General features: G+C 33.1%; 18 protein-coding genes. 15 read left to right on the top strand and 3 right to left on the bottom strand.

What is annotated here, in order from left to right; all coding sequences use genetic code 11:
- The first annotated feature begins 177 nt into the window (after positions 1-177).
- The 9 genes from DW196_RS04560 to DW196_RS11335 all read left to right on the top strand — a co-directional run bounded on the left by DW196_RS04560 (position 178) and on the right by DW196_RS11335 (position 9,373).
- Positions 178-2,349: a PTS transporter subunit IIBC gene (locus tag DW196_RS04560; protein ID WP_118250397.1), complete on the top strand. Its 2,172-nt coding sequence runs from the start codon at positions 178-180 to the stop codon at positions 2,347-2,349.
- A gap of 14 nt (positions 2,350-2,363) precedes the next feature.
- Positions 2,364-3,188 (top strand): endonuclease/exonuclease/phosphatase family protein, encoded by an 825-nt coding sequence (locus tag DW196_RS04555; protein ID WP_118250396.1) that lies wholly within the window; start codon positions 2,364-2,366, stop codon positions 3,186-3,188.
- A gap of 21 nt (positions 3,189-3,209) precedes the next feature.
- On the top strand, positions 3,210-4,223 hold the full coding sequence (locus DW196_RS04550; protein WP_118250395.1) for a LacI family DNA-binding transcriptional regulator: 1,014 nt from the start codon (positions 3,210-3,212) through the stop codon (positions 4,221-4,223).
- Between the two features lie 71 nt (positions 4,224-4,294).
- Positions 4,295-5,170, top strand: a complete 876-nt coding sequence (locus DW196_RS04545) for a helix-turn-helix domain-containing protein (protein WP_118250394.1) — start codon at positions 4,295-4,297, stop codon at positions 5,168-5,170.
- Positions 5,171-5,247: 77 nt separating this feature from the next.
- Entirely contained in the window at positions 5,248-6,327 is a 1,080-nt protein-coding gene (locus DW196_RS04540; protein WP_118250572.1) for a Gfo/Idh/MocA family protein, read from the top strand.
- A 10-nt stretch (positions 6,328-6,337) separates the two neighbouring features.
- The gene (locus tag DW196_RS04535) at positions 6,338-7,048 is read left to right on the top strand and encodes a ThuA domain-containing protein (RefSeq protein WP_118250393.1); all 711 of its coding nucleotides are present in this window, start codon (positions 6,338-6,340) and stop codon (positions 7,046-7,048) included.
- Positions 7,049-7,063: 15 nt separating this feature from the next.
- Positions 7,064-8,032 carry a sugar phosphate isomerase/epimerase gene (locus tag DW196_RS04530; RefSeq protein ID WP_118250392.1) on the top strand — a complete coding sequence of 323 codons (969 nt, stop codon included), beginning with the start codon at positions 7,064-7,066 and terminating at the stop codon, positions 8,030-8,032.
- 11 nt (positions 8,033-8,043) lie between these two features.
- The gene (locus DW196_RS04525; protein ID WP_118250391.1) at positions 8,044-9,069 is read left to right on the top strand and encodes a Gfo/Idh/MocA family protein; all 1,026 of its coding nucleotides are present in this window, start codon (positions 8,044-8,046) and stop codon (positions 9,067-9,069) included.
- Positions 9,070-9,208: 139 nt separating this feature from the next.
- Positions 9,209-9,373 carry an alpha/beta hydrolase gene (locus DW196_RS11335; RefSeq protein WP_157093661.1) on the top strand — a complete coding sequence of 55 codons (165 nt, stop codon included), beginning with the start codon at positions 9,209-9,211 and terminating at the stop codon, positions 9,371-9,373.
- A gap of 50 nt (positions 9,374-9,423) precedes the next feature.
- On the opposite strand, the gene DW196_RS04520 is transcribed toward DW196_RS11335, so the two are convergent.
- On the bottom strand, positions 9,424-10,380 hold the full coding sequence (locus tag DW196_RS04520) for a LacI family DNA-binding transcriptional regulator (RefSeq protein WP_118250390.1): 957 nt from the start codon (positions 10,378-10,380) through the stop codon (positions 9,424-9,426).
- Between the two features lie 190 nt (positions 10,381-10,570).
- Between DW196_RS04520 and DW196_RS04515 the strand changes: the two genes are divergently transcribed.
- From DW196_RS04515 to DW196_RS04490, 6 genes are all read left to right on the top strand, one after another.
- Positions 10,571-12,211: an alpha-glucosidase gene (locus DW196_RS04515; RefSeq protein ID WP_118250389.1), complete on the top strand. Its 1,641-nt coding sequence runs from the start codon at positions 10,571-10,573 to the stop codon at positions 12,209-12,211.
- 22 nt (positions 12,212-12,233) lie between these two features.
- Positions 12,234-14,006, top strand: coding sequence for a glycoside hydrolase family 13 protein (locus DW196_RS04510; protein ID WP_118250388.1), 1,773 nt, complete (start codon positions 12,234-12,236; stop codon positions 14,004-14,006).
- Positions 14,007-14,087: 81 nt separating this feature from the next.
- A complete protein-coding gene (locus DW196_RS04505) occupies positions 14,088-15,341 on the top strand; it encodes an extracellular solute-binding protein (RefSeq protein ID WP_118250387.1) in 1,254 nt (417 codons plus the stop codon).
- A 74-nt stretch (positions 15,342-15,415) separates the two neighbouring features.
- The gene (locus DW196_RS04500; RefSeq protein ID WP_118250386.1) at positions 15,416-16,717 is read left to right on the top strand and encodes a carbohydrate ABC transporter permease; all 1,302 of its coding nucleotides are present in this window, start codon (positions 15,416-15,418) and stop codon (positions 16,715-16,717) included.
- A gap of 2 nt (positions 16,718-16,719) precedes the next feature.
- Positions 16,720-17,568, top strand: coding sequence for a sugar ABC transporter permease (locus DW196_RS04495; RefSeq protein WP_118250385.1), 849 nt, complete (start codon positions 16,720-16,722; stop codon positions 17,566-17,568).
- A gap of 8 nt (positions 17,569-17,576) precedes the next feature.
- Positions 17,577-18,386: a hypothetical protein gene (locus DW196_RS04490; protein WP_118250384.1), complete on the top strand. Its 810-nt coding sequence runs from the start codon at positions 17,577-17,579 to the stop codon at positions 18,384-18,386.
- 20 nt (positions 18,387-18,406) lie between these two features.
- On the opposite strand, the gene DW196_RS04485 is transcribed toward DW196_RS04490, so the two are convergent.
- Positions 18,407-19,738 carry a cell wall metabolism sensor histidine kinase WalK gene (locus DW196_RS04485; protein WP_118250383.1) on the bottom strand — a complete coding sequence of 444 codons (1,332 nt, stop codon included), beginning with the start codon at positions 19,736-19,738 and terminating at the stop codon, positions 18,407-18,409.
- Positions 19,735-20,418 carry a response regulator transcription factor gene (locus DW196_RS04480; protein WP_118250382.1) on the bottom strand — a complete coding sequence of 228 codons (684 nt, stop codon included), beginning with the start codon at positions 20,416-20,418 and terminating at the stop codon, positions 19,735-19,737. Before DW196_RS04480 ends, DW196_RS04485 begins: the two co-directional genes overlap by 4 nt.
- Between the last annotated feature and the right edge of the window lie 362 nt (positions 20,419-20,780).

Below are 20,780 nucleotides of genomic sequence, written 5' to 3'. Positions count from 1 at the left end.
ATATAATATACGCAAACGATTGCGAAATCAATAAAAAATAAAATTATGTTACTGTAACATAATTTTAAAGATAAATGAAAAGTATTTACTTTTCTAAAACTGATAAGTATAATATAATTATGCAAACGATTTCGTTTAAAACAAGAATTAATAATGACAGAAAGAGGTATAGAAACAATGAAAAAGTTACTAAGTTTTGAGTTTTGGCAAAAATTTGGAAAAGCATTAATGGTTGTGGTAGCTGTCATGCCTGCTGCTGGATTAATGATTAGTATCGGAAAAACGATTCCGATGATGTCACCAGATATGGCGTTTTTAGTAATAACTGGCGGAGTAATTGAAAATATAGGATGGGGAATTATTGGAAATCTTCATTTATTATTTGCACTAGCAATTGGTGGTAGTTGGGCTAAAGAACGTGCAGGAGGAGCTTTTGCTGCAGGAATTGCCTTTATTTTAATCAATCGTATTACTGGTTCAATATTTGGTGTTACATCAGAGATGCTTGCAAACGACGAAGCATTTACTCACACATTATTTGGAACTAAAATCATGGTTAAAGGATTTTTCACGAGCGTATTAGAAGCACCTGCTTTAAATATGGGAGTGTTTGTTGGGATTATAGCTGGTTTTGTTGGGGCGATGGCATATAACAAATATTATAATTATAGAAAATTGCCAGATGCTTTGTCTTTCTTCAATGGTAAGCGCTTTGTTCCTTTTGTTGTCATACTTTGGTCAACGTTAGTTTCTATTGGTCTTGCGATTATTTGGCCAGCTATTCAATCAGGTATTAATAATTTTGGTTTATGGATTGCTCAATCACAAGAATCTGCACCAATTTTGGCACCGTTTTTATATGGAACCCTTGAGAGGTTATTACTACCATTTGGATTACATCATATGTTGACCATACCTATCAACTATACTCAGTTAGGTGGGACATATGAAATTTTATCTGGAGCACAGGCAGGGACGCTTGTTTACGGTCAAGATCCACTGTGGTTAGCATGGGCAACAGATTTATTTAACTTAAAAAATGCAGGAAATATCGAACAATATAATTATGTATTATCAAACTGGACACCAGCTAGATTTAAAGTAGGCCAAATGATTGGAGCATCAGGTATTTTGATGGGATTCACTTTGGCAATGTATAAAAATGTAGACATTGATAAAAGAAAACAATATAAATCAATGTATGTATCTGCTGCATTGGCAGTGTTTTTAACAGGAGTAACTGAACCATTAGAATTTATGTTTATGTTTGCAGCAGTTCCGTTGTATCTAGTGTATGCAGTGATTCAAGGAGCGGCATTTGCGATGGCCGACATCATCTCATTACGCGTCCATTCATTTGGAAATATTGAGTTATTAACAAGAACACCATTAGCCATTAAAGCAGGTTTATCACAAGATTTGATTAACTTTGTAATTTGTATTATTGTGTTTGCTATTGTTTCTTATTTTATTGCTGGATTTATGATCAAGAAATTTAATTTAGCAACACCAGGTAGAAATGGTAATTATGATGTTGATGCGTCAAATGAAGTAGATGCTGATCCAACAAAGAATGAAGGAATCGCACCACAAATTGTATCAATTATCCAATTATTAGGTGGAAAAAGAAATATTTCTGAAGTGGATGCCTGTATGACACGTCTAAGAGTGAGTGTGAAAGATGCTAATTTAGTAGGAAACGAACAAGAGTGGAAAAAAGCAGGGGCACTTGGATTAGTCTTAAAAGATAACGGGGTGCAAGCAATATATGGACCAAAAGCGGATGTTATTAAGTCTGATGTACAAGATGCATTGGATAGTGGAGTGGATATTGATTTACTTGTTGCAGAAACTACCGTGGAACAAATCGAAGATAAACAAAAGAAAAAAGGTATAATGATTCCATTGATTACTGTAGCTCAAGGTGACGTTATACCTGTAGAGCAAGTGACAGATGATGTGTTTTCTAAAAAAATGATGGGGGAAGGATTTGCTGTTAATCCTAGTAGTGAGCATGTATACTCACCAGTTTCAGGTGTTGTGACATCTATATTTCCAACTAAACACGCTATAGGATTAGTCACATCAGAAGGATTAGAAGTATTAGTACATATGGGTCTGGATACGGTGGAAATGGTAGAAGAAGTATTTGAACTCTCAGTACAAGAAGGAGATGTTGTACAAGCGGGTGACTTACTTGCCACAGTTGACTGGGAAAAAGTTGCACAGGAAGGAAAAGAAACAACGATTGTTGTCATATTTACGAATACACCAATGATTCAAGAATTTGAATTAACGTCTGTTGGATTATGCAGAACATCAGATAAGATTGGACATATAATACTATAAAGTGAGGGATATGGATGAAGTGGTTAACACTCAATATACATAGCTGGATGGAAAAAGAAACGATAAAGAAAATGGATATTCTAGCAAATTTTATTATTTCACAAGATTTGGATGGAATATCGTTGCAAGAGGTCAATCAACTGATTGATGCTCAAAATGAGGTCAATCCACTTCATTTTATATCTCCAGAAAATGAAAGACCTGTCATTAAACAAGATAACTATGCACTCTGCTTAGTAAAAAAATTAGCAGAACTTGGTGCAACGTATTATTGGAGTTGGACATATAGTCATATAGGATATGATATCTATGAAGAAGGAGTTGCTATATTATCTAAAGTGCCAATAAAACCATACGCTGTTCTAGTTTCTAATGTTGATGATAAGAAATCTGTTCAAAGGCGAATGATGTTATGTGCAGAGCTTACAGTATCAAGTAAACCAATACTTGTTACTAGTAATCACTATTCCTGGTGGGATACAGACAGTCGAACAGGCTTTCAGATTGAATGGAAATTAAGTAAACAATATTTAGATAAGTTTTCTGGTGTTAAACTATTATTCGGTGATTTTAATGGACCAGATAATATAAAAAATGAAACCTATGATTTAGTGAATGAAACCTTTATTGATACGTATAAATTATCAGATAAAGTAATAGGTCATTACACCATTCCTGAAGAAATAGATGGATGGGAAGGGACGAAAGAACAGTTTAGAATAGACTATGCGTTCATATCTGAAAAACATCGAGTAAGGTTACATCAAGTTGTTCTTGACGGTGATATTTATCCGTGTGTGAGTGATCATTATGGTATTATGGTATTAATTGATATGTGATAAAGAGTGGGAGATAAAACTATGGGAGTTACAATAAAGGATGTTGCAAAAGAAGTTGGTGTTGCCCCATCAACTGTTTCACGAGTGCTTAAAGATCATCCAAGTATATCAGCAGATACGAAAGAACGTGTGAGAAAAGCAATGGATAAATTGGGATATGTCCCAAACATATCTGCTAGAAATTTAGTTAGTAAATTATCTAACGCGATTGGTGTTGTTTTACCAATTATTGAATCGAAAGAAAGAACAAGTGAGCCATTTTACCTAGAAGCAATTACTGCGATGAATGAAGAAGCGAGTAAACACCAAGTGAGTATTGCAATAGCTTCAGGTAATACAGAAAAAGAATTATTAGAAGCAGTTCAGCTTCTCTATTTACAAAAAAGAGTAGACTCATTTATTTTGATGTATGTAAAAGAAAATGATATAATTCTAGATTTTTTAATTGATAAGGCTATTCCGTTTACTATCATTGGGCATCCTTATCGATATTATAACGAGACGAGTTGTGTTGATAATGATAACCAATTATTAGGGCGTAGTGTGACACAATATTTGATAGATAAGGGACATCGTGATATTTTATTTGTGACCAATAATTCAACCGAAAACTTTTTTAAAGAACGGTTTTATGGCTATGAAATGTGTTTAAGAGAAAATAGTTTAGTACCTTACCCAGTGTGTGACTTAGAAAAAACAGATGAATTTATTCAACTAGACTCTTTATTAAGTCAACGGAAGATATCAGCTTGTATCGCTATTGATGATATGTTTGCTTTGAAAGTTATTCAATTTATTCAATTGAGTGGATTGAACGTCCCAGATGATATATCAGTTATTAGTTTTAATAATTCTATTTTTTCAACATTGATACATCCTTACATCACTTCGGTTGATATTAATACACGAGAATTAGGAAAATCTGCTGTTTTAGAATGCTTATATCAGGTGAATCATCCTAATGAATTGAAAAAACGAGTTGTTATCCCTCACAAATTAATAGAGAGAGAAACAGTGATTGAGCACAGAAAATAACATTTAATCCATCAAATTCTTTTATGAAATTGATGGATTTTTTTATATAGTAGTTAAAAGGAGTGAGAATAGTGAGCTTGTATTTAGAAATCCCCGTGTGGAATCATATGTTACCATTTAGAGCATTTGAAAATGAGGGAGAGGTTGTTGTTCACCCTCATTGGCATAAAGAGATAGAAGTGATTTATGTCACAAAAGGAATGGTGAATATAGGATATGATAATCAATTATTTCAAGTGAATGAAGGAGAAATATTTGTTTTTGGAAGTGGTGAATCACACTATTTTTTAGCATCTCCTGGCAGTACTCGAATTGTATACCAATTTGATTTAGGAATATTTCAAAATAATATGCTTAAACAAAAAGACTATAAAGAAATTGTTACTTTATTTGAAATAACCGAAAACTTAAGTCGATTTTGGGGTAGAGAAACAGAGCAAGAAATGAGAATAATTTTAGAGAGCTTATTTCAGGAGGGACAAAAACCAAATAAAGGTTATAACTACGCCATATTAAGTTTACTCAATCAACTATTAGTGATTTATTATAGAGAAATACCAAAAAAGACACATAAATTATCGGAGGGGAATTTTGTTGAATCGACACTGCAAAAACAAACATTAGAGAGATTAAATGAAGTATTCATTTATATTGAGACTCACTATCAAGAAGTAATCACTTTGGAAAATATAGCTAATCATGTTGGGTTTAGTCCATATTATTTTTCACGTTTTTTTAAAAAAAATACAGGTCAAAATTTTAGTCAGTTTTTAACAGACTATCGTTTAAATCAAGCCAAATATATCTTATCTCATGAGAATGTTCCTATGATAGAAGTGGCAGAGCGTGCAGGATTTAATAGCGTTAAAACATTTCATCATGTATTTAAAGAACATATGGGAATATCGCCGCTAAAATATCATAAGACAATATATGGGAATAATTGACTCAGATAACAGGAAGAAAACCTTATCATTTTTTTGTATGATGAATGTATCAACAAGAAAACGATGGAGGTTTTTTTATGACATTAAAAGTAGGGATTATTGGCTGTGGTGGTATTGCTAATGGAAAGCATATGCCAGCGCTAAGTAAAGTAGAAGAAGTCGAAATGGTGGCATTTTGTGATGTCATTGTTGAACGAGCTGAAAAAGCAAAAGAAGAGTTTGGTACAACCAATTCAGCTGTCTATGAAGATTATAAAGAGTTATTAGCAGATAAAACCATTGACATTGTTCATGTGTGTACACCGAATAACTCGCATGCAGACATTTCAATCGCTTCAATGAAAGCGGATAAACACGTGATGTGTGAAAAACCAATGGCAAAAACAAGTGAAGAAGCTAAAAAGATGTTAGAAGCTGCGAAAGAAACAGGGAAAAAATTAACGATAGGGTACCAAAATCGTTTTACAACTGCTGCGAATTACTTGCATCAGGTATGTGAAGAAGGAGAATTAGGAGACATCTATTATGGAAAAGCACATGCGATTCGCCGTCGTTCTGTGCCAACTTGGGGAGTCTTTCTTGATGAAGAAGCACAGGGCGGTGGTCCGCTGATTGATATAGGGACACACGCTTTAGACTTAACATTATGGATGATGGATAACTACAAACCAAAATATGTGGTAGGAAATACCTATCATAAATTGTCACCAACGAAAAATGCAGCAAATGCGTGGGGGCCTTGGGATCCAGAAAAGTTTACGGTAGAAGATTCAGCTTTTGGTTTCATTACAATGGAAAATGGCGCAACGATTTCTTTAGAATCAAGTTGGGCGCTAAATAGCCGTCAAATTGGGGAAGCGAAAACTAGTTTGTCAGGGACAAAAGGTGGCGCAGATATGTTTGACGGCCTAACAATTAATGGTGAAGATCACGGTTTATTATATGAAAAACACATTGAGCTAGAAACAGGTGGCGTTGATTTTTATGATAGTGAAGGGAATGACCCGGCATTGATAGAAGCACAGTCATTTGTTCAAGCAATTTTAAATGATACTGATCCAGTTGTTCTACCTGAACAAGCATTGGTGGTCACGCAAATTTTAGAAGCGATATATGAGTCATCAAAAACTGGGAAACCAGTATATTTTAATAAGTAGGTGAAGAGGAATGATTCATGTATTAGTATGGAATGAATATCGTCACGAAAAAATCGATAAAAAGGTACAAGAGGTTTATCCTGATGGTATTCACGAGCAGTTAGCCTCTTTTCTAAAAGAAGAGTTTGATGTAAAAACTGCGACATTGGATGAGACAGAACATGGTTTAACAGAAGATGTACTGAGCAATACAGATGTATTGGTTTGGTGGGGACATATTGCTCATAATGAAGTGAGTGATGAGATTGTTCAGCGTGTGCATCAACGTGTCTTACAAGGTATGGGATTGATAGTACTCCATTCAGGTCATATGTCTAAAATCTTTATGTCATTGATGGGAACGTCATGTGATTTAAAGTGGCGTGAAGCAGATGAAACGTGTCGTATTTGGAACGTCAATCCAAGTCATCCAATCGTAGAAGGGGTTGGCGAGTATATTGAGTTAGAAAAAGAAGAAATGTATGGCGAACATTTTGATATACCAGCACCTGGTGAATTGATTTTTGTGAATTGGTACAAAGGTGGCGAGGTATTTAGAGGTGGCTGTACCTTTAGACGAGGAAATGGTAAGATTTTTTATTTCCAACCAGGTCATGAAACGTATCCATCATATTACAACGAACAAGTTCAACTAGTGATTAAAAATGCAGTGAAGTGGTGTAATCCAATTGATAGCACCTACCCAACATATGGACATCATGAACCATTAGAAGAGTTATAAAAGGAGGAAACAAACATGAAATTAGGCGTTTTTACCCCATTATTTAACAATTTATCATTTGATGAGATGATTGAAAAAGTAGCAGAGCAAGGGTTACAAATGGTTGAGATTGGAACAGGTGGCTCTCCAGGAAGTGCTCACTGTGATGTGGACGCGTTACTCGCCAGTAGTGATAAACGAAAAGAATACCAAGCAAAATTAAATGATAAAGGATTAGAAATTAGTGCCTTTAGTGCGCATCATAATCCTATTTCACCAACACCTGCAGAAGCAAAAGAAGCGGACGAACTATTAAGAAAAACAATTAAGTTGGCATCTCTAATGAATGTACCAGTGGTGAATGGATTCTCTGGTGTTGGTGGAGGAAATGAAACTGATACATCTGTTAATTGGCCTGTCTTACCATGGCCAACGGATTATACAGATATTTATCATTATCAATGGGAAAACCAATTAATCCCTTATTGGAAAGACATTAATAGTGACTGTCAAACAGCAGGAGTGAAAATAGGGATTGAACTTCATGGTGGATTTTTAGCTCATACCCCATATACCATGTTGAAATTGCGTGATGCAGCTGGAGATAATATTGGGTGTAACTTAGATCCATCTCATTTATGGTGGCAAGGAATCGAACCAGTTGGAGCAATTAAAATACTAGGAAAAGAAAATGCGATTCATCATTTTCATGCTAAAGATACATATTTAGATCAAGATAATATGAATATGTATGGTGTGACGGATATGCAACCTTATACCAACGTTCAGTCAAGAGCATGGACATTTAGAACGGTCGGGTGTGGTCATAGCTTACAAGATTGGTCAGATATTATTAGTGCATTGCGTTTGTATGGATATGATTACGTATTAAGTATCGAGCATGAAGATCCATTGATGTCAATTGATGAAGGTTTCTCACGTGCAGTGACCAATCTTAAGTCAATTATGATTCATGATAAACCAACTGACATGTGGTGGGCATAGGAGGTCGTCAAATGCTTAATATAGGAATTATTGGTTACGGTGGTATGGGAAGCTACCATTACCGGGAATTAATTAAACAAAAAGATGGTGTACAAGTGACAGGTGCTTATGATATAAAATCGGAACGTATGGAAATTGCGAAAGAAGCTGGTCTTAAAACATACAAATCGTTAGAAGAATTACTGTCTGATGACACGATTGATGTAGTGTTAGTGGCCACCCCTAATGATGTGCATAAAGAGTTGTCTATCCAAGCGATGACAAGTGGAAAACACGTGATTTGTGAGAAACCAGCGATGATGTCAGCACAAGAGTTAGATGAAGTGATTAAAGTATCAAACGAAACAGGTCAAGTGTTTATGGTGCATCAAAACAGACGATGGGATAATGACTTTTTAATCATTCAAGATATGTATCAAAAGAAACCAATTGGCGAACTATTTCAAATTGAGTCGCGTGTTCATGGAGCAAATGGTATTCCAGGAGATTGGCGTCATTTAGAAAAACATGGCGGTGGAATGTTACTTGATTGGGGCGTTCACTTATTGGATCAACTTCTTTTTATGGTAGATAGTCCAGTAAAAGAGGTATCCGCTGATTTAAGCTATATTTTAGGTGATGAAGTGGATGATGGCTTTATTGCGGACATCACATTTGAAAATAGTGTCAAAGCGTTAGTTGAAGTTGGTACAACCAATTTTGTTAAATTACCACGTTGGTATGTCAAAGGTTTGGAAGGAACAGCTGTCATTGATGATTGGGACCTATCTGGAAAAGTAGTGAAACAAACAGGCGTGATTGATCATCATAACTTAGTACCAATTAAAGCAGGACAAGGACTAACTAAAACAATGTCACCTCCTTCAGAAGATGCGACAACGACGTTACCAATTGTCGAAGTTGAGGCAGATTATGATGGATTTTATCAAAATTTCTACAATGTTGTAGTTAATAATGCAACACCAATTGTAAAAAATGAAGAAGTAAGAGATGTATTGGCATTGATTGAGAGAATATTTGAGGTGGCTAAAATCTAAAGTATGAAACACCAGTAAATGGATTTAAATCCATTTATTGGTCTTTTAACATAGTTAATTGTAATAGAATGATATTTAAATATCTTTTACTTTATTATCTTATATTAAATCTATTTCACCACGTCCAATTTTGTTTATAATGGGAAGCAAAGCACATTCATGTGCATTTAGTGAAACAGCATATGATTTAGCAAATGAACCAAAAGAATTGTTTGAGATAGAAGGAGCCAATCATGTTGATTTATACGACAAGGAAGAATTGATTCCTTTTGAAAAATTAGTGTGGTTTTTTACTGAACTTTAATATCATAGAGAGTAAAAACATTCCATTGAAAAATTAATGGAATGTTTTTATTATAGTTTCTCCATGGTCGTACCTCTAATAACAAGAGTTGGATTGAAAAGTTCATTTCCTTGAGGTGCTCCATCTTGTTTGATTTTATTAAGAATCATTGTCGCACAAGCCATTCCCATCTCAATGACAGGCTGCTTAATAGTAGTTAGTTGTGGATGAGCAATCTGATCTAAAAATACTCCGTCAAAACCGATGATACCATAGTCATCAGGTAATTTTTCTCCTTTATTCTGTATCCCTCTTTCAATTCCAATAGCTAATCTATCTGAGCTGCAAATAAAGGTAGTTTTTTTAGGGAAACGGTGAATATTTTTTGTAATAAAGTCAAAAGTATATCGTGAGCGATTATCGAAGCGATATATTTTTGGTACCATTTTGTATTTTTGCATGGTGTTGATATATCCTGCTTCACGAGAATACTCAAAGGATTCTTTAACGTCGATGCCAATGTATACAATATTGGTATATCCCATATCTATCGCATATTCGGTAGCATAAGTCGTTCCTAAAGAATTATCTGTGTCTACATAATCATACCCGTAACGGTTTTCACCAAACAGAACAAATGGTTTTTCAAGCCGTTCAATCCACTCAGAGTGCTTTTCTCTCATACCTGTTATGATATAGCCATCACTTTGTCCTAAATCAAAACTATTTTGAGTGATTAATTGTAAAGTGTATTGGTTTTGGTCTAAGGTTTTTGAAATTCCCATTAATAGGTTCATATAATAAGGTTCAGTGGTATCAATCTCTTCTAGTATAAAGAATTTAATGACTTGCGTTCTATTATTAACTAATGCTTTAGCTGCAGCATTTGGTTTATAATTTAAGTCTTTCATTGCTTGAAAAACAAGTTCTTTTAATTCATCTGTTACTTTTTCTGGGTGATTTATGACTCTTGAAACTGTCATTTTTGAAACATTTGCTTTTCGAGCAACATCAGATAAAGTTACCATAAAAGTCGTACACTCCTTTACAAGGTTCTCTTAATTATGATTATACCTGTATTCGTATAATTTTCATCATATATTTTTAAATATCCTTATCCTAGTGTTACTATATCAATAATGTTAACGTTAACACTATTTTTTTGCTTGTATGTTAGTGTAACATTTTCTAGACTGATGTTAGATAAGGAGGGAGAGCATGCAAAAAAATTGGTGGCAGGAAGCAATTATTTATCAGGTGTACCCCAAGAGCTTTAAAGATACTAATGGAGATGGTATAGGTGATATTAAAGGGATTACTTCAACATTAGATTATATTAAAAGTATTGGGATTAATACAATTTGGATAAACCCAATTTTTGTTTCACCACAAATTGATAACGGTTACGATATTTCTAACTTTTATGCGATTGATGATATTTTTGGAAATGTCGATGATGTAGAAACGTTAATAGAAGAAGCTCATAAACGAGAAATAAAAATAATTTTTGATTTAGTATTAAATCACACATCATCAAAGCATCCATGGTTTCAAGAAGCTTTAAAAGGAAAAGATAATATTTACCGGGATTACTATATATGGGAAGATGCAGGTATCAATGGTGAAGAGCCAAATAATTGGGCCTCTTTTTTTGGCGGATCAGTATGGGAAAAGGATAAATTGAGTCATCAATATTATTTTCATCTGTTTGATAAAGAAATGCCAGATTTAAACTGGGAAAACCTAGAAGTTCAAAAAGCAATGTTAGATATAGCTAAGTATTGGATAAGTAAAGGCATTGATGGTTTTAGGTTAGATGCGTTTATTCATATAGCTAAAGCTGATTTTAATCAACAAAAAGAAACTAATAGTTGCGAACCTGTGATAGCCGAAGAATACTATGCAAATTTGCCAAAGGTTAAACACTATTTATCTCATTTTGTTAGAGAAATAAAAAAAATAAAACCAGATGTTTTTATTTTAGGTGAAGCAGCATCAGCAACGCCAACTATAGGTAAAGATTATATTTCGGAAAACTTATGTAGTACCATTATTTCATTTGATCATTTTAGGGAAACAAGTCATTTCGAGAAAGAGAATCATTTACCTACTTCCTTAGATTTTATTTCCTTTAAAGAATCAATTTATAAATGGCAAAATGAATTATCGGATGAGCAAAAGCCTACTCTTTATTGGAATAATCACGATATGCCCCGTGTGTTGTCACGATTTGGTAACACTAGTTTTTATAGGAACGAAAGTGCTAAGTCGTTTGCAACAGTGATGTATTTATTAAAAGGGATACCTATTATTTATTATGGGGAAGAAATAGGGATGAAAAACTTGGACATTCCAACAATTGATTTCTTTGAAGATAAAAAAATAGTTGAAGAATATCAGTCCCTGATAACACAAGGATATAAACCAAAGGAAGTATTAAGAAGTTTAGCCGAAAAACATAAAGAAGTTAGTCGAGGTTGTATGCAATGGAATTCAACAGAATATGCTGATTTTTCATCAGTTTCTCCGTGGAACAGTGTCAATCAAGAACATGGTTTTAACGTTTTGGATCAAGAAAAAGATGATCATAGTATATTAAATTTTTACAGACAGTTACTTGAATTAAAAAAGACTTCGCTATTCCAAGAAGGACACGTATATTTTTTGGATACACCTCCTGAGATTATAGCTTATAAAAGATTTTACAAAAGTGAAGAAGCAATAGTTATAGCTAATTTATCAGATAAACAAATAAACGATATCGATATCGTTATTCCAAGTACATCAAAGATTTTATTAGGTAGTTTGGAGAATGCAAAACAGATAGCACCATATGAATTTGTTGTATATAAAACATAAAACATATAGGAGAGATTATAAGATGGAAAAAGCAGCTTTATATCATAGACCTGAAAGTGAGTATGCTTATTTATATGATAAAGATACTATGCATATTCGGTTAAGAACCAAAAGAAACGATGTATCTAATGTAAAACTTATTAGTGGAGACCCATATTTAATTCATGAAACTAAATGGTATAACCATTCAGAAAATATGCAAATAATTGCGCAAACAGAAGACTATGATTATTGGTTTATTGAAAAAACAGCCGATTTTAAGCGGTTACAGTATGCGTTTGAGCTAACTGATAATAAAGAGCGTGTGTTTTACGGTGATAGAGGGTTATTTGAAATGACTGAGCAGGCACGTATGAAAGCGGAGAATTATTTTAGGTTACCGTATTTTCATGATATAGATAGAGTTAAGACGCCAGAATGGGTTAAGAAAACTGTTTGGTATCAAATATTCCCTGAACGATTTGATAATGGTGATACAACAAATGATCCAGATAATGTTTTGGAATGGGGATCAAAAAATCCTGATCGTGATGATTTTTTTGGAGGAGACTTACAAGGTGTGATTAATCGCTTGGACCATTTAGTAGACCTAGGAATTAATGGTATTTATTTCTGTCCAATTTTTAAAGCAAGCTCAAATCACAAATATGATACAATCGACTATTTTGAGATTGACCCTCAATTTGGTACAAAAGAACTTTTTAAAGAATTAGTTGAAAAAGCACACGAAAAAGGAATAAAAATTATGCTGGATGCTGTGTTTAATCACACAGGGTATTATTCAAAAGAATGGTTGGATGTTGTAGAAAATGGAGAAAAGTCTAAATATAAAGATTGGTTCCATATTAATCGTTATCCGGTAGAATTCGGAAAAAATGGTAATTTTGAGGGAGCAACAACAATTGCTTATGACACTTTTGCTTTTACACCTCGCATGCCAAAATTAAATACAGCTAATACAGAAGTAAGAGAGTATCTGTTAAAAATAGCTAAGTATTGGATAGAAGAATTTGACATTGATGCATGGCGATTAGATGTTGCTAATGAGGTAGATCATCATTTTTGGAAAGCTTTCTATCATGAAACAACTTCTTTAAAAGAAGATTTCTATATACTAGGAGAGATTTGGCATTCTTCTCAAAGTTGGTTAAACGGTGATGAATTCCATGCTGTAATGAATTATGCCTATACGGAAACAATTATAAATTATTTTGTTAAAAAAGATATTAGTTCAACTAAGTTAGCAAGTGGATTGTACGAACAATTGATGTTATATCGAAATCAAACTAATCAAGTAATGTTTAATTGTTTAGATTCACATGATACGACAAGACTATTGACATTATGTAATGGAGATAAAGATTTAGCAAAAATGACATTAGCTTTTACGTTTTTGCAACAAGGCTCACCATGTATTTATTATGGAACAGAGTATGCGATGGAAGGAGAAAATGACCCTGATTGCCGTCGATGTATGGTTTGGGAAGAGGACAAACAGGATAAAGAGTTTTATGAGTTTATAAAAGAGTTGATACAACTTAGACATAACGAGCAACATATTATAAGTTATGGTTCCTTGGATTTTAATCTATTGGATAATGATAAAAATATTGTTGGTTTCAAACGAGTATTAGATAACCAAGAACTGATTGCAATTTTTAATAACAGTTTGACGGAAACCATTGATTTAGATAATCAAGAAAACGTGGTATTTAGTCATAATATTATATTAGATTCAGAAAAAGTCATCATTAAACCAAAAGGGTTTGTTTTGTATAAAAAATGTTATCGATAACAACAAAAAAGCGTTTGCAATGAGATGTGTAACAACATAATCTTAGAGTGTAGTTAGTTGATATATAGGGGGATAATTTAGATGAACAAGATGAAAAAAATAGGTATTGGTTTATTAACACTTAGTGCAGTTGTCGCACTAACAGCATGTGGTGGAAATAAAACAAGTAAAGAAGAAACTGGAAATGATACATTAACCGTTTCAGTCGATAAGGGTTACATTAAATACTTAGAGGAAGTAAAAGGTGATTTTGAAAAAGAAAACGATATCAAAATTAAATTAGTTGAAAAAGACATGTTTGATCAATTAGATGCACTTTCTTTAGATGGGCCAGCTGGAAAAGCACCAGATGTGATGATGTCAGCATATGATAGATTAGGACCTTTGGGACAACAAGGTCATATTGCAGAAGTTAAGTTATCAGAAGACAGTCATTACAATGATAAAGATAAACAACAAGTAACTGTGGATGGTAAATATTTTGGTTCTCCAGCTGTTATTGAAACGCTAATTATGTACTATAATAAAGCACTTATTAACGAAGCTCCAACAACGTTTGAACAACTAGAAGAAATGTCAAAAGATGAAAAATATGCATTTGAAGGTGAAAAAGGAAAAAATGTTGCTTTCTTAGCAAAATGGACAGATTTTTATAGTGCGTATGGTTTGTTAGCTGGTTATGGCGGATATGTGTTCGGTGATGATGGAACTAATCCTCAAGATGTTGGTTTAGCAAGTAAGGGATCGATTGAAGGGATTGAGTATGCAACAAAATGGTATCAATATGTATGGCCTAAAGGGATGATGGATATAAAAAGTGCTGGAGATTTTATTGACAATCAATTTATCAATGGTAAAACAGCCGTTGTAATAAATGGTCCATGGGCTGCTCAAGGTTATTCAGAATCAAATGTTGATTATGGTGCAGCTAAAATAGCCACTTTACCTAATGGAAAAGAATACGAACCATTTGGTGGAGGGAAAGCTTGGGTAGTAAGCAATTATTCAAAAAATAAAGAACTCAGTCAAAAATTTGTTGATTATTTAACAAATGTAGACAATCAAAAAGTTTTCTATGATATGACAAAAGAAGTTCCAGCGAATAACGAAGCAAGAGAATATGCAAAATCTAAAAATGATTCTATTACCACTGCTGTTATTGAGCAATATGAATCAGCAAGTCCAATGCCTAATATTCCTGAAATGGCTGAGGTTTGGGCAGGTGGAGAAAACTTAATGTTTGATGCAGCATCAGGGGAAATGTCTCCTAAAGAAGCAGCACAAGCAGCTGTTAAAATTATTAATGATAATATTTCACAAAAGTATAGTGAATAAACAATGACTTTTATAAACAGCGAAAGACATTCTTTTGCTGTTTTATTTATACTAAAGAAGGTAGGGGAGACGCCATGAAGGATGTAGAAAATCAATCCACAGTAAAAAAAGCAATGTTACTGTCTTTAATTCCAGGGCTCGGGCAGTTCAAAAACAAACAAGCATTTAAAGGAATTATTTTTTTAGGTATTTTTTTAGTATTTGTGTTTGAATTCATATTTTTTGGATTTAGTGCATTACAAGGATTTATTACATTAGGAACAGAGCCTATAGTAGATCATTCATTATTTATGTTAATAGAAGGAACCTTACAATTAATTATAACGTTTCTATTTATTGTATTTTATGTTTTAAATATCAAGGATGCTAAAACTATTGCTATACGCTGGCAAAGAGGGGAAAAAGTTAATACAACAGCAAAATCAATTATGTTAAATGTCTTTGATGAAGGATTTGCCTATATTTTAACTTTTCCAGCATATATTGTTATGACTGTTTCTATTATTTTCCCTGTTTTAGTGACCTTGTTTATGGCATTTACAAATTATGATTTTAAGCATATTCCACCTGCAGGGTTGATTGATTGGGTAGGATTTAAAAATTTCTTTAGTATCTTCTTTTTAAGTTCTTATCGAGATACATTTATTTCCGTATTAGGTTGGACGTTAATTTGGACAATTTGTGCGTCAACGTTACAAATTGTGTTGGGTGTTGCAACAGCAGTAATAAGTAATCAGTCATTTATCAAAGGCAAAAGGCTGTTTGGGGTTATTTTCCTATTACCATGGGCAGTACCGGCATTTATCACGATTATGAGTTTCTCAAATATTTTTAACGATAGTATAGGAGCGGTTAACACACAAATTTTACCCTTATTAAATCACTTACCTCTGATTGATATTTCACCCATAGCGTGGAAAACAGATCCATTTTGGACTAAGACAGCTATCATTATGATTCAAGGTTGGTTAGGATTTCCTTATATATATGTCATGACAACAGGAATATTACAATCTATTCCTGAAGAGTTATATGAAGCAGCTAAAATTGATGGTGCAAATGCCTTGCAACGATTTAGAACCATAACCTTACCAATGATTTTATATGTTGCGGCTCCAATTTTTGTGACACAATACACTGGGAATTTCAATAACTTCTCAATGATTTACTTGTTCAATAATGGTGGTCCTGGAAGTGTTGGTGGCGGAGCAGGTTCAACAGATATTTTAATTTCTTGGATTTATAAATTAACAACCGGAAATGCGCCACAATATTCAGTTGCAGCAGCTATTACCTTGATTATTTCATTTATTGTGATTGGCGTATCTTTAATGGTATTTAAGAAAACAAAAGCCTTTGATATGGAGGGAATGTAATTATGAAAAAAAATCATTCAGTAAAACGCGCAAGATTTATGAGCCATTTTTTCACATATTTATTTTTAGTTATCCTATCCATTATCGTAATATATCCTCTTTTAATTACAGCGAGTACAGCATTTAAAACTGGGAATGTAGGTGCGTTTACTTTAGATTTTTCGAGCGAATGGACATTGTCGAATTTTTCTAGATTATTTTCCGAAACGATGTATGGCACATGGTATAAAAACACATTGATTATTGCTATTTCAACTATGATTTTTCAAGTATTGATTATTACTTTGGCAGGTTATACATATAGTAGATATCGTTTTGTTGGTAGAAAGAAAAGCTTGAAATTCTTTTTAGTCATTCAAATGGTTCCTACTATGGCAGCATTAACAGCCTTTTATGTTATGGCTCTTTTATTAAATGCCTTGGATCAACCATGGTTCTTAACTTTGATTTATATTGGTGGTGGGATTCCTATGAATACTTGGCTAATGAAAGGTTATTTTGATACTGTACCAATTGATTTAGACGAGTCAGCTAAACTTGATGGAGCAGGCCATTTTAGAATTTTTTGGCAAATTATTTTACCATTGGTTAAACCAATGATAGCTGTGCAGGCTCTTTGGGCATTTATGGGTCCTTTCGGAGATTTCATGTTAGCTAAGTTCTTACTTAGAAGTCCTGAAAGTATCACGGTTGCAGTAGGATTACAAACATTTATTAATAATTCTAGAGATCAAAAAATTGCCTTGTTTTCAGCAGGAGCTATACTAATTGCTTTACCAATTTCTATTTTATTCTTCTTCTTACAGAAAAACTTTGTATCAGGGCTATTATCAGGTGGAACGAAAGGGTGATCTAATCCATGATAGAAAATAAATTTCCGATGAATTATTTTAGTCAGGCAATCAATCCTAAAAAAATGTTTTTAGGAAGAAAAACTTTACGTTGGTATCAAAAGATACTTATCACGTTGTTTTTATTGTCTCTTATGCTGATTCCTATTTCGATTCAATCTAAAAATGTGCCGTCAATAAAAATAGATGCGCTATATCCGAAACTAGTCGAACAATTAAAAAGTGATGAATCTAATAAAGAGATGTTGCAAACGGTTCATATTGAAGATGGTAATCTTGTTAACCAACAGACATCGAAACATAGTAACAACGTTATGATAAATCCGACTAAAAGTGGACTGAAGAATGGAAAAAATATGGTGGTATTTTATCCAGATAAATTAATACTTAATGATTCTGAAAAGTCGATTAATATAGGATTTGATAAAAATCTATCTATTGCGGGATTTCAATCCATTGACGACTTAATAACATTCGTAGAAGAGAAATGGAATGAGCAAACTATTTTCTATCGTACAATAGGTTATACAGTCATTATCGGCATGTTGGTTCTAGTTAGTAGTTTATTAATAGTCTTTGGAACAAGTCTTTTTATTTATTTAACTAGAAAAAACCATTTATCTAATGTTAAAACCTATGGAGAAGCAACAAATATTGTTATAAATGCATTATTCATTCCAACAGTCATCGCATCGGTTCTTGGTATGTTTCATTATGATGTATCATTAATGTTGACAATTCAAGCGTTAGGGGTAGCTGTTAATATCCTGTTAATATTTGTTAAAACAAAATTCAATGATAGTTTAATCACAGCATAAACAAAAAACCAAAACATGATTTAGTGTTTTGGTTTTTTTGGATTAGTAAGAGGCAATTTGAACATAAACTCAACACCAACAGGCGAGATGTTTTTTGCTTGAACTGTGCCTCCATGTTCCTCAATTATTTGTTTAGCAATTGACAAACCTAAGCCATTTCCACCAGTTTCCTTATTTCGTGAATCATCTTCTCTGAAGAATCGGGTAAAAATATGATTTAGTTTATCATCTTGGATATGTGGTCCAGTATTTTTTATCGAGACTTCCCATTGTTTTTTAGTTGTAAGACTAGAGGTGACAGTAATATCGTCACCAGTTTGTGTGTATTTAAAGGCATTATCTAAAAGAATTAGGAGCACTTGATGCAACTTAGCAACATCAATATAGGCTTCGAAAGAATCGTGCCCTGTAAATGATAAGTTTTTTTCTTGTTCTTCAGCTAGTAATTGGAAAGGATCAAGTACTCTATGGATAAAATCATTTGTATCAATGGTTTCCTTATCTAGTACTAGTGTATTAGAATCACCATTAGCTAAAAGTAGCAAATCATCTGTGAGTTTTGTTAAACGTTGTGATTCGTTTAAGGCTTGCGCGATGTGTTTAGACTCATCAATAATTGTATTGTTTGGATGAGTAAATAGTTTTTCTAAATTTAATCGAATAATGGTAAGTGGTATTCGCAACTCATGAGAGGCATTTTCCACAAATTCTTGTTGTTTTTTCCAAGATTTTAAAATAGGGCGCATTGCCAATTTTGATAAACCATAACTAATCGCTAACGATAATAACCAAAAAATAAACATACAAATGAGTATAATAATCCTCGATTGACTAACCGCTTCATCAATCTGGTTAATATTAACTAATACTTGGATATACGCAATATTAAGACTACTTTGACTAGTCGGAATGGTAATACTTCTGAAAGCATAATTAGTGTCACTAGTTGTATTATTTAAAGAGATGGTGGAAATTGAATGGATATTTTTTTTATCAAATGTGGGTTCTTCTAAATTTTCCAATCGATCTTCGACAGTTGCTTGATTTAGAATTTTTCCATCATCCCCCCATAAGATAACCACTGTGTTAAATTGATTATTTGGTCCCTCAAAGTTAAATTTTGGCATTCCAATGTGCCCACCGTTTTCATCTTTATTCAATATTCGTATTTCTTTATCCAATAAACTTGGGTCATTAGACATTCTTTCTAAAGTAGAGTCAGTTTCAGTATAGGCAGAATGTTGAATCACTTTAATGGTTATAAAAGACAATAAAGAAAAAAGAATAGCAAAAGCAGTACAGTTGATTAAGAAAAATTTTAACCGTTGTTTTTTTGAGGCAGTTGATTTCATACAGCATCCTCTTTTTGTAGAATATAACCAACGTTACGAATAGTAGTTAGTTGTTTATTTAAATTGGTTTCTTTTAAATGCTTTCTTAAATGACTCATATGGACTTCAACGACAGATAAAGCAGTGTCAGAATCATATCCCCAAATTCGGTTGAATATTTGTTCTTTCGTTAGTATTATGCCTTTGTTTTGGAGCAAATACACAAGCAAATCATATTCTTTTCCTTGAATTGGTAGAACATTGTCTTGGTATTTGACTTCTCGTTGCAATAGAAGACAGGTCAAATCGCCATAACTAAGGGTATTGTCTTCATATAATTCGAAGGTCCGTTTTAAGATGGCTTTACTTCTCATTAGTAATTCTTCACGGTGAAATGGCTTGGTTAAATAATCATCGGTACCGACTTTAAATCCTTCCAGTTTATTATCCAAACTGTCTTTAGCTGTTAGTATTAAAATAGGAATATTATTTTTATCGTTTCTAAGTTTTTTTAATATAGATACCCCATCCATATTTGGTAACATCAAATCAAGAATAACAAAGTCATACTCGCCTGATTCTACCTCATAAAGAGCTTCCTCTCCATCATAGACTTGAGCGACATTACCTAACTCTACTAAAATATCTCGGATATGATGAGAAATCTCTTTTTCATCTTCTATTACTAAAATATTAATCATCATCTCACTCCTTTACTTACAATTCTTTTGTACCTTAAGTACACAAAAAAACAAACATTAACTAACGAGTTTGAGATAAACTAGCTAGTTAATTCGTTTTTAGATATTATCTAGGATCTCCTAGTATTCCCATCTTAATTAATATTTAGGATGTAAATCATATTTATCAGTAGACATATAATGTTGTAAATCTGATATAAATGTTTCATATAAATCTTCTGGAATCAGATATTTGTGTTCTTTTCGTTTAAATTCTTTTTTGATTTCATCGTAATCGTCCTCTTTAAAATAGACATGCATACAGTGTAATATATTAAACTTAAATAGAGTTTAAGCAAAAACAAAAAAGTGATATAAGTCAC

It is taken from the genome of Vagococcus sp. AM17-17 (assembly GCF_003471765.1).
Taxonomy (GTDB): domain Bacteria; phylum Bacillota; class Bacilli; order Lactobacillales; family Vagococcaceae; genus Vagococcus; species Vagococcus teuberi.
Note: the sequence above shows the minus strand (reverse complement) of the source record. Positions and strands in the feature narration are given on the sequence as shown.

Coding starts and splice junctions, on each gene's coding strand:
- DW196_RS04560 (WP_118250397.1), top strand. CDS start 178: ATGAAAAAGTTACTAAGTTTTGAGTTTTGGCAAAAATTTGGAAAAGCA.
- DW196_RS04555 (WP_118250396.1), top strand. CDS start 2,364: ATGAAGTGGTTAACACTCAATATACATAGCTGGATGGAAAAAGAAACG.
- DW196_RS04550 (WP_118250395.1), top strand. CDS start 3,210: ATGGGAGTTACAATAAAGGATGTTGCAAAAGAAGTTGGTGTTGCCCCA.
- DW196_RS04540 (WP_118250572.1), top strand. CDS start 5,248: ATGACATTAAAAGTAGGGATTATTGGCTGTGGTGGTATTGCTAATGGA.
- DW196_RS04535 (WP_118250393.1), top strand. CDS start 6,338: ATGATTCATGTATTAGTATGGAATGAATATCGTCACGAAAAAATCGAT.
- DW196_RS04530 (WP_118250392.1), top strand. CDS start 7,064: ATGAAATTAGGCGTTTTTACCCCATTATTTAACAATTTATCATTTGAT.
- DW196_RS04525 (WP_118250391.1), top strand. CDS start 8,044: ATGCTTAATATAGGAATTATTGGTTACGGTGGTATGGGAAGCTACCAT.
- DW196_RS11335 (WP_157093661.1), top strand. CDS start 9,209: ATGGGAAGCAAAGCACATTCATGTGCATTTAGTGAAACAGCATATGAT.
- DW196_RS04520 (WP_118250390.1), bottom strand. CDS start 10,380: ATGGTAACTTTATCTGATGTTGCTCGAAAAGCAAATGTTTCAAAAATG.
- DW196_RS04515 (WP_118250389.1), top strand. CDS start 10,571: ATGCAAAAAAATTGGTGGCAGGAAGCAATTATTTATCAGGTGTACCCC.
- DW196_RS04510 (WP_118250388.1), top strand. CDS start 12,234: ATGGAAAAAGCAGCTTTATATCATAGACCTGAAAGTGAGTATGCTTAT.
- DW196_RS04505 (WP_118250387.1), top strand. CDS start 14,088: ATGAACAAGATGAAAAAAATAGGTATTGGTTTATTAACACTTAGTGCA.
- DW196_RS04500 (WP_118250386.1), top strand. CDS start 15,416: ATGAAGGATGTAGAAAATCAATCCACAGTAAAAAAAGCAATGTTACTG.
- DW196_RS04495 (WP_118250385.1), top strand. CDS start 16,720: ATGAAAAAAAATCATTCAGTAAAACGCGCAAGATTTATGAGCCATTTT.
- DW196_RS04490 (WP_118250384.1), top strand. CDS start 17,577: ATGATAGAAAATAAATTTCCGATGAATTATTTTAGTCAGGCAATCAAT.
- DW196_RS04485 (WP_118250383.1), bottom strand. CDS start 19,738: ATGAAATCAACTGCCTCAAAAAAACAACGGTTAAAATTTTTCTTAATC.
- DW196_RS04480 (WP_118250382.1), bottom strand. CDS start 20,418: ATGATTAATATTTTAGTAATAGAAGATGAAAAAGAGATTTCTCATCAT.